General features: G+C 75.6%; 7 protein-coding genes. 5 read left to right on the top strand and 2 right to left on the bottom strand.

Annotated features, from left to right (window positions below):
• The first annotated feature begins 372 nt into the window (after positions 1–372).
• Positions 373–1,596 (top strand): glycosyltransferase, encoded by a 1,224-nt coding sequence (locus tag ACFV61_RS28650; protein WP_380494728.1) that lies wholly within the window; start codon positions 373–375, stop codon positions 1,594–1,596.
• 90 nt (positions 1,597–1,686) lie between these two features.
• The gene (locus ACFV61_RS28645; RefSeq protein WP_380494726.1) at positions 1,687–4,134 is read left to right on the top strand and encodes a HelD family protein; all 2,448 of its coding nucleotides are present in this window, start codon (positions 1,687–1,689) and stop codon (positions 4,132–4,134) included.
• Here ACFV61_RS28645 and ACFV61_RS28640 read toward each other — a convergent pair.
• A complete protein-coding gene (locus ACFV61_RS28640; RefSeq protein WP_380494724.1) occupies positions 4,055–5,500 on the bottom strand; it encodes a glycosyltransferase 87 family protein in 1,446 nt (481 codons plus the stop codon). The two genes, ACFV61_RS28645 and ACFV61_RS28640, sit on opposite strands and share 80 nt — an antisense overlap.
• Positions 5,501–5,613: 113 nt before the next feature.
• Between ACFV61_RS28640 and ACFV61_RS28635 the strand changes: the two genes are divergently transcribed.
• Both ACFV61_RS28635 and ACFV61_RS28630 read left to right on the top strand, forming a co-directional pair.
• Positions 5,614–6,717 carry a molybdopterin-dependent oxidoreductase gene (locus ACFV61_RS28635; protein WP_380494722.1) on the top strand — a complete coding sequence of 368 codons (1,104 nt, stop codon included), beginning with the start codon at positions 5,614–5,616 and terminating at the stop codon, positions 6,715–6,717.
• Positions 6,717–7,139 (top strand): hypothetical protein, encoded by a 423-nt coding sequence (locus tag ACFV61_RS28630; protein WP_380494720.1) that lies wholly within the window; start codon positions 6,717–6,719, stop codon positions 7,137–7,139. Before ACFV61_RS28635 ends, ACFV61_RS28630 begins: the two co-directional genes overlap by 1 nt.
• Here the strand turns inward: ACFV61_RS28630 and ACFV61_RS28625 are convergent.
• Positions 7,114–7,965, bottom strand: a complete 852-nt coding sequence (locus tag ACFV61_RS28625; protein ID WP_380494718.1) for an S-methyl-5'-thioadenosine phosphorylase — start codon at positions 7,963–7,965, stop codon at positions 7,114–7,116. The two genes, ACFV61_RS28630 and ACFV61_RS28625, sit on opposite strands and share 26 nt — an antisense overlap.
• A 243-nt stretch (positions 7,966–8,208) precedes the next feature.
• Between ACFV61_RS28625 and ACFV61_RS28620 the strand changes: the two genes are divergently transcribed.
• A complete protein-coding gene (locus ACFV61_RS28620; protein WP_380494715.1) occupies positions 8,209–8,853 on the top strand; it encodes a transglycosylase family protein in 645 nt (214 codons plus the stop codon).
• Positions 8,854–8,897 lie beyond the last annotated feature (44 nt).

Genomic DNA, 8,897 nt, shown 5'->3' with positions numbered 1-8,897 from the left:
ACACCACTTTACCCCCCCGGGGGCTACTCGGGCGGGGGCGCTGGCACCACCTGTAGGGCGGGCCCCCCCCCGGGGGGGCCCCCCCCGCACCCCGGGTGGGCCCCCGTCCGCGTCGCCAGGTCACCGCGTCGTCAGGTCGCCATTCCGGGCTGAACACTCCGCACACGTAGCACAGGCAGCACGCGCCGCACACACCGTTTCACCAGCAGAAAAGAAGTCCACCCGCAGCGGACGAGAAAAAAGGCACAGGAGGAAAAACCACTCCCGGCCACTTCTAACTTATAGCGTACGGGGGGCCTTGCGGCAAGGCCCCGGTCGTGCCGCACAATCGTCGACCTGAACCGGAATCCGCGGAAATTTGGGGTCGCGAAAATGCGTGTGCTGTTGTCGACGTACGGGTCCCGCGGGGATGTCGAACCGCTGGTGGGGCTCGCGGCGCGGCTGCGGGAGTCCGGCTCGCAGGTGCGGGTGTGTGCGCCGCCGGACGAGGACTTCGCGCAGCGGTTGGCCCACATCGACGTGCCGCTGGTGCCGGTCGGCCCGTCGGCGCGGGCGCTGACGACGGCGGCGCCGCCGTCGTCCCTGCCGGAGCGTGCGGCCGCGGTGATCGCCGGGCAGCTGGAGGCGGTCACGGCGGCGGCCGAGGGCTGCGACGTGCTGGTGGCCACCGGCATGCTGCCGGCTGCGGCGGGCGCGCTGTCGGTGGCCGAGAAGCTGGGCATCCGCTCCGTGTCGGTGACCTTCCAGCAGCTCACCCTGCCCTCGCCGGGCCGCCCGCCGCTGGCGTACCCGGGCCGGCCGTTCCCGCCGGAGGTGACCGACAACCGGGTGCTGTGGGGCCTGGACGCCGAGAGCATCAACGCGCTGTTCGGCGCGGCGCTCAACACCAACCGGGCGTCGATCGGCCTGCCGCCGGTGGACGACGTCCGCGGCTACGTCATCGGCGACCGGCCGTGGCTGGCGACCGACCCGGTCCTCGACCCGTGGCAGGAACCGGCGGACCTGGACGTCGTGCAGACCGGCGCGTGGATCCTGCCGGACCGACGCCCGCTGCCGGCCGGGTTGGAGGCCTTCCTGGCCGCCGGCGCACCGCCGGTGTACGTGGGCTTCGGCAGCATGCCGATGCTCGCCTCCCAGGACGCCGCCCAGGTCGCCGTCGAGGCGGTCCGCGCGCAGGGCCGCCGCGTGGTCGTGGCCCGCGGCTGGGCCGGCCCGGGGCGTGTCCGGGCCCCGATCGACGACCGGGGCGACTGCTTCGTCGTCGGCGAGGTCAACCAGCAGGCGCTGTTCGGCCGGGTGGCCGCCGTCGTGCACCACGGCGGGGCGGGCACCACGACGACGGCCACCCGGGCCGGCGCGCCCCAGGTCGTCGTCCCGCAGACCGCGGACCAGCCGTACTGGGCCAGCCGGGTGGCCGAGCTGGGCATCGGCGTGGCACTCGACGGGCCGACCCCGACCACCGAGTCCCTGTCGGCCGCGCTCAGGACGGCCCTCGCCCCCGAGACCCGGGTGTGGGCGACCGCCGTGGCCACCATGATCCGCACCGACGGCGCGGCGCTGGCCGCACAACTGCTGCTCGACGCGGCCGGCCGCTGAGGCGTGCCGGATAATTCCACCCGCCGCCACCCCCGATTTCCCGGCCGACCGCCCGCGGAATCGAAAAGCTCGAAGCACCTGGAGCCAGGTTTGTCCCCCATCTCGTCCTCCCCATCCTCCTCGTCCCCCTCGTCCGAATCCTCTTCGTCCTCCTCGTCCGAACCGAATTCGCCCGCCGACGACTGGCGGGCCGGCGAACTGCGGGCGGAGAACGCGTACGTCGGCAGGCTGTACGAGCGCCTCGAAGCGCAGCGCGCACTCGCGGCCGCCCGGCTGCGCCAGGTCCACCTCCAGGAGAAGGGCGGGACGATCCAGGCCCTCCTGGAGCGCGACACCATGGAGATCCACCACACCCGCCGGCTGGCGGCGCTGCACGCCGCCGAGTACGGGCTGTGCTTCGGCCGGATCGACGACGCCGACGGCGAGCGGCAGTACATCGGCCGGATCGCCCTGTCGGACGACGACCACGAGCCGCTGCTCACCGACTGGCGGGCGGCGGCCGCGGAGCCGTTCTACCGGGCGACGCCCGCCGCACCGGGCGGTGTGGTGGCGCGACGGCACCTGCGGACCAAGGGCCGGACCGTCGTCGACTTCGACGACGACGCCTTCGGCGTGGGCGCCCACGCGGGCCGCGGCGACGCCGAGCTCAGCGGGGAGGGCGCCCTGCTCGCCTCGCTGACGGCGGCCCGGACGGGGCGGATGGGCGACATCGTCTCCACCATCCAGGCCGAGCAGGACCGCGTCATCCGCGACGCGCTCGGCGGCGTCCTTGTCGTGCAGGGCGGCCCGGGCACCGGCAAGACCGTCGTCGCCCTGCACCGCGCCGCGTACCTGCTCTACACCCACCGCGACCGGCTGGCCAAGCACGGTGTGCTGGTCATCGGGCCGAACACGACGTTCCTGCGCTACATCGACCAGGTGCTTCCCGCGCTCGGCGAGAGCGAGGTCGTGCTGAGCAGCATCGGCACGCTCTACCCGGGGGTGACGGGGACCGGCGCCGAGACGCCCGAGGCGGCCGCCGTCAAGGGCGACGCCCGGATGGCCCAGGTCCTCGCCGCCGCGCTGGAGGGCCTGCGGCAGCTGCCGGAGGAGTCGTGGACCATCACCGTGGGCAAGACCTCGCCCTACCACCAGGAGCTCCGGATCGGCCGGGCGCTCTGCGAGCGGGCCCATGCCGCCGCGCACCGGAGCGGCAGGCCGCACAACGCGGCCCGGGCCGACCTGGTGGAGCGGCTCTCCTCGGAGCTGGCCCTGCGGATCGCCCGGGACCAGGGCGGGAAGATGGACCTGGACGCCGTGGCGGACCTCGCCGACGCGCTCGTCGACGAGCCCGAGTTCCAGGCCGTGGCCCAGAAGCTGTGGCCGCTGCTGAACCCGGAGCAGGTGCTCACGAGCCTGTTCGGCTCCCCGGAGCTGCTGGCGAGCGCGATGCCGGACTTCACCGAGGCCGAACGCGCCGCACTGCTGCGCGAACTGCCGGGCCCGGAGCGGGAGTCCGCCGCCGAGGCCGCCGAGGAGGTCGAGGAGGTCGAGGAGGCCGAGGAGGCCGTGACCGCCGCGACCACCCGGACCGCCTGGACAACCTGGACCACCTGGACCGCCGACGACGTGCCGCTGCTCGACGAGGCCGCCGAACTGCTCGGCCCGCTTCCGGGCGCCGCCGTCGCCCGCCGGGCCGAGGCCGCCGCCGAGGCGGCGGAGCTGGAGTTCGCGAAGATCGTCCTCGACGACTTCGGCGTGGGCCTGGTCGAGATGGACGCGAAGATGCTGGCCCGCCAGTACCGCGGCGAGGAGTCGCTCCGGCCGCTGGCCGAGCGCGCGGCCGAGGACCGGACCTGGGGCTACGGGCACGTGATCGTGGACGAGGCCCAGGAGCTGTCCCCGATGGCCTGGCGGATGCTGGCCCGCCGCTGCCCCGGCCGTTCCATGACGATCGTCGGCGACCTGGCGCAGACCGGCGCGCCCGCCGGGCTGAGCTCCTGGGGCCAGGCCCTTGACACGTACACGGCGGGGCGCTGGCGCACGGTGGAACTCACCATCAACTACCGCACCCCGGCCGAGATCATGCAGGTCACCGAGGGCGTCCTGCGGGCGCTCGACCCGTCGCTCGCCGCCCCCACCGCGGTACGCAGCGGCGGAACCCGCCCGTGGAGCCTGCGGATCCCCGCGGACGGCCGGGCGGCGGCGCTGCGCGGCGCCGTCGAACGGGAGCTCGCGGCGCTGGACGGCGGCCGGCTGGCGGTCATCCACGCGCCTGATGCCCCGGCCGAACTGCTCGACGGGATCGCCGAGTTGGCAGGTGTCTGCGTCAACGACGGTCCGGCGTCACTGGATTCGCCGGCCGTCCTGCTGACGGCCGCCCAGTCCAAGGGGCTTGAGTTCGACGCCGTCCTGGTCGTGGAGCCCACCGAGATCCTCGCGGCGCACGCCCACGGCGTGAACGACCTCTACGTCGCCCTCACCCGTGCGACGAAGTCCCTCGGGGTGCTGCACAGCCGGGACCTGCCGGAGATGCTGCAAGGGCTGGAGCCCCGCTGAGGACGGCGGTCGCTCTCCCGCGCACCAGGGTGCCGACCGCGACGCACGCCAACGCGGCACCGTAGGCGGCCTGTTGGGCCTCGACCCCGCCCGTCAGATAGAGGTACTGCCCGGCGGCGGGGACGGCGAGCCACTCCCCGCGGCCGGTGAGGCCCACCAGGGCCACCACCAGCAGGCCGTACCAGGGGTAGGCGGGCGCGGCGAGGAGCAGGGCCGTACCGGTGACGAACAGGGCGCCGTCCCAGGGGCGGGCGGGGTCGCCGCGCCGGAGCACCCACAGGGCGACGGCGGCCAGGACCGCCCCGGCGGCCCACGGCAGCAGGGCGTCCGGCAGGAGGAGGGCGAGCAGGCCGAAGCGGTCGAGGTGCCCCTGCTCGTAGCCCTCCTCCTTCAGGTAGCCGGGCAGGTAGCCGAGCACACCGGTGCCGGAGGCGGCGAGGTAGGGCAGGTAGGCCAGGGCGAACGCGCCGAGCGAGGCGCCCAGCAGCAGGGCGCTCTCGCGCGGGTGCCGGCGGGCCAGCGCGCCCGGCAGGGCCAGTGCGGGGATCAGCTTGACCGCCACGGCCGCGCCGAGCAGCGCGCCGGCCCGCGTCGCCTTCCGCCGGGCCGCGTACCCGAGGCCCACGACCAGCAGCAGCGCCCCGAGGGTGTCCACGTGCGCGTCGTTGACCGACCACACCGTCACGCCGGGGCACCACCCCCACAGCGCGGCCCGCCGGCCGCCCCGCCCGATCACGAGCAGCGCCCCCGTGGTCGCCACCGCGAGCAGGGCGCCGGCGGCCTGCATCCCGCGCACCCCTCCCCCGAAGGGGTGCAGGGCGAGGAACCAGGCCTCCGCGACCGGCGGGTAGATGGTGTGCACGGCGGGCCGGTTGATGCGGGTGCAGTCGCCGGCGGCGGTGCGCCGCTCGTCCCAGCCGTCGCAGGCGCCGCCGGTCGGCCACAGGTCGGGGGTGCGCAGCCGGGCGAGCGCCGGGTCGTCCGGGGTGTGCGCGTACGGGGAGGTGCCGGCGGCCTGGACGCGGCCGTCCCAGACGTAGCGGTAGGCGTCGTCGCTGGTGCGCGGCGGGGCGAGCAGGCCGACGGCGGCGACGGCGACGCTCCCGGCCAGGACCAGGGGCACGACCTGACGGCCGCCCACCCGGCGCAGCGCCAGCAGGGCGAGCGCGTACAGGGCGGCGTCGACGGCGTACCAGGCGTACAGCGGCGCGCGGTGGCCGAGCGTGCCGCCGCCGGTGACGGTGAGGGCGAGCGCAGCGGTCAGGGCGGCCAGCGCGAGCAGACAGGGCAGCACGCGGGCGGGCCGGAGGCGGGTGGGCGGCACGCGGGCGGGCCGGAGGCGGATGCGCAGGGGGCGGGTGGGCACGCGCCCACCCTGCCACCGGGCGGCGGCGCGCGACCGCAGCGGCGTGGCGCCGTTCGGATTCCGTAAGCACGTCGTGCCGCCGCGAAACCGGGGCCCGGCGGTTCCATGGACGGGTGACTCCGAACCTCCTTCCGCGATTCCGCTCGGCGCTGCACGAGCCGCGCACCGCCGTGGTGCTCGGCCGCTGGCTGGGCGCCGCGCTGCTGGTGTGCTTTCTGACCGGGCTGGTCAGCCACGCCCTCCAGGACCCGCCCGGCTGGCTGACGCCGTATCTGCTGAGCCGCCCGGTGAACGGCTACCGGGTGACCCAGGGGCTGCACGTGATCAGCGGCCTGGCGGCCGTTCCGTTGCTGGGGGCGAAGCTGTGGACGGTCTACCCGCAGCTGTTCGCGTGGCCGCCGGTGCGCGGCGTGGCGCACGCGCTGGAGCGGCTGGGGATCTTCGTGCTGGTCGCGGCGATGCTGCTGGAGCTGTTCACCGGGCTGTTCGACACCCTGCAGTGGTATCCGTGGCCGTTCCCGTTCCGCCAGACGCACTTCTGGCTGGCCTGGCTGGCCGCCGGCGGCCTGTTCGTCCACCTCGCGGCCAAGGGCCCGCTGATCGCGCTGCACTGGCGCCGCCCGGCGGCCGGGCTGCCGCAGCGGCGGGCGTTCCTCGCCGCCGTGACGGCCGCGGTGGGTGCGGTCACGCTCACCACGGCCGGGCAGACCGTCCCCTTCCTGCGCGGGCTGGTCCTGCTGGCCCCGCGCCGCCCCGACCTGGGCCCGCAGGGGCTGCCGGTCAACCGGACCGCCGCGCAGGCCGGGACGGTCACCGTGCCGGCCGACTGGCGGCTCCGGGTGGACGGCCCGCAGCCGTACCGGCTCTCCCTCGCCGAGCTGAACCAACTTCCGCAGTACGAGGTGCACTTGCCGATCTCCTGTGTGGAGGGGTGGAGCTTCTCGGCACGCTGGACCGGGGTGCGAGTGGCCGATCTGCTGGTCCGGGCGGGTGCCCCGGCCGGCTCGGGCCTGCTGATCACCTCGCTGGAGGCGGACGGCCCGTACCGGGAGACGCGGATGCCCGCCGAGTACGCCGTCGACCCGCTCACCCTGCTCGCCCTGCGGATCAACGGCGAGGTGCTGACGGCGGACCACGGCTTCCCGGCGCGGATCATCGCGCCCAACCGGCCGGGGGTGCTGCAGACCAAGTGGGTCGCGCGCCTGGAGGTGATCTGATGCCCCGGTGGCTGCGCGCGGTGCTGCTGCTCGGCGGGCTCGCCCTGATCGGCTTCGGCCTGTCGGGCCTGCTCACCGACTCCTACATCACCGACCCGCTCGACGTAGCGGTCTGGGCGGTGGGCGGGGTGCTGCTGCACGACGGGCTGTGGGTGCCGCTGCTCTGCCTGGTCGGCGCGCGACTGGCGCGCGACTGGGCGCTGCGCGGCTGGCTGATCGTCGCGGCGGCGGTGAGCGCGATCGGGCTGCCGGCGGTGCTGCGGGACGGCGAGAACCACGGCAACTCCTCCCTGCTGCCGCTGCCGTACCTGCGCAACTGGCTGCTGGTGCTGGCCGCCACCGCCGGGCCGGTGCTGCTGTTCGCACTCGTCCGGTGGTGGCGGCGGCGCCCGCGGGTCAGACGCCCGGCAGACCCGTCGTGAGCCCGTCCAGGGCGTGCGAGCAGACGCAGTCCCGGGCGGCGGGCAGGCTCTCCAGCGCCTTGAACAGCACCGTGCGCAGCCGGTCGACGTTGCCGGCGAAGACCTCCAGCACCTCGGCGTGGGTGACGCCCTCGCCGCTCTCCACGCCCGCGTCGAGGTCGGTGACCAGCGCCAACGAGGTGTAGCAGAGGCCGAGTTCGCGGGCGAGGACGGCCTCCGGGTGGCCGGTCATGCCGACCACGGACCAGCCGTTCGCGGTGAACCAGCGGGACTCGGCGCGGGTGGAGAAGCGCGGGCCCTCGATCACCACCAGGGTGCCGCCGTCCACCGGCTCCCAGGCCGCGCCCCGGGCGGCGTCCAGGGCGGCGCGCCGCCCGTCCGGGCAGTACGGGTCGGCCATCGAGACGTGCACCACCTCGGGCACCGCCCCGCCGGGCAGCGGCAGGCCGTCGTAGTAGGTCTGCACCCGGCCGGAGGTGCGGTCGACGAACTGGTCGGGCACCAGCAGCGTGCCGGGCCCGTACTCCGGGCGCAGCCCGCCGACGGCGCACGGTCCGAGCACCTGGCGCACGCCCAGGGAGTGCAGCGCCCACAGGTTGGCCCGGTAGTTGATCCGGTGCGGCGGCAGGCCGTGGCCTCGCCCGTGCCGGGGGAGGAAGGCGACCCGGCGGCCGGCCACCTCGCCCAGGAACAGCGCGTCGCTGGGCGGCCCGTACGGCGTGTCGACGCGCAGTTCGGTCACGTCGTCGAGCAGCGCGTAGAACCCTGAGCCGCCGATCACGCCCAGTTCGGCGCGCGGAGCACCGGTTCCCTGATCGATCGTCATCGTTCGTACCCTTCCTCGGGGAGGCGTCCCGGCCACTCTAGGGTCCGCGCGGCGCCGCCGGTCCTTACGGTTCCGGGACGGCGGGCGAGGCCGGATGGCCGCGGGCCGTCGGGGTGGTCCGGGGCGGCCGAGCGGGTGACTTGCCGGACGTGTCGGCGGTGGCGCGCCCCACCCGGCGTGCGTCGGTGGGTGTGCGCCGCCTCCGGGCGGTGCGCGCCCTGTTCCCGAAGTTGAGAGCCGCCGATGCCTCCCACCGTTCGTCTTCGCCGCCTCGTCCCCGCCGCCCTGTGCGCGCTCGCCGTGGCCCTCACCGCTCCCGCGGCCCAGGCCGCTCCCCCGGGCCGCGGCCCGGGCACCGACCCCGGCCGGGGGTACGACGGAGGGAGGTACGACTGGGAGAGCGTGGCGGCCTGCGAGAGCAGCGGCGACTGGCACGTCAACACCGGCAACGGCTACTTCGGCGGCCTCCAGTTCGACACCCCCACCTGGCGCGACAACGGCGGCCTCGCCTACGCCCCGCGCGCCGACCTCGCCAGCCGCGAGGAACAGATCGCGGTGGCCCAGCACCTCGCCGGGCGGCGCGGCCTCGCCCCCTGGCCCGCCTGCGGCGCCCGCGCCACCCGCGGCCACGACCGCGAGCGCGACGCCGCCCTGCCCCCGCCGCCCGCACCCGCACCCGCGCCCGCGCCCCCGGCGGACAGCGACAGTGCCGGCGCCGAGGCCGGCGACGGCGGGTGGACGGTCCGCGAGGGCGACACCCTGGGCGACCTCGCCGAAACCCTGCGCGTGCCCGGCGGCTGGCCCGCCCTCTACGCGCTCAACCGCGCCGCCATCGGCGACGACCCGGACCTCATCCAGCCGGGCACGGTGTTGCGCCTGCCGTCCTGAACCCGGCTCCCGCACAGCAGTCGGCCCGCCCGGTCGCACAGGAC

This window comes from Kitasatospora sp. NPDC059817, assembly GCF_042731835.1.
Lineage (GTDB): Bacteria > Actinomycetota > Actinomycetes > Streptomycetales > Streptomycetaceae > Kitasatospora.
The sequence above is the reverse complement of the archived record's forward strand: the minus strand, read 5'-3'. Positions and strand labels throughout refer to the sequence as shown.

Excerpts from the sequence above, each read along its gene's own strand:
- ACFV61_RS28650 (WP_380494728.1), top strand. The coding sequence starts at position 373 with ATGCGTGTGCTGTTGTCGACGTACGGGTCCCGCGGGGATGTCGAACCG.
- ACFV61_RS28630 (WP_380494720.1), top strand. The coding sequence starts at position 6,717 with ATGCCCCGGTGGCTGCGCGCGGTGCTGCTGCTCGGCGGGCTCGCCCTG.
- ACFV61_RS28625 (WP_380494718.1), bottom strand. The coding sequence starts at position 7,965 with ATGACGATCGATCAGGGAACCGGTGCTCCGCGCGCCGAACTGGGCGTG.
- ACFV61_RS28620 (WP_380494715.1), top strand. The coding sequence starts at position 8,209 with ATGCCTCCCACCGTTCGTCTTCGCCGCCTCGTCCCCGCCGCCCTGTGC.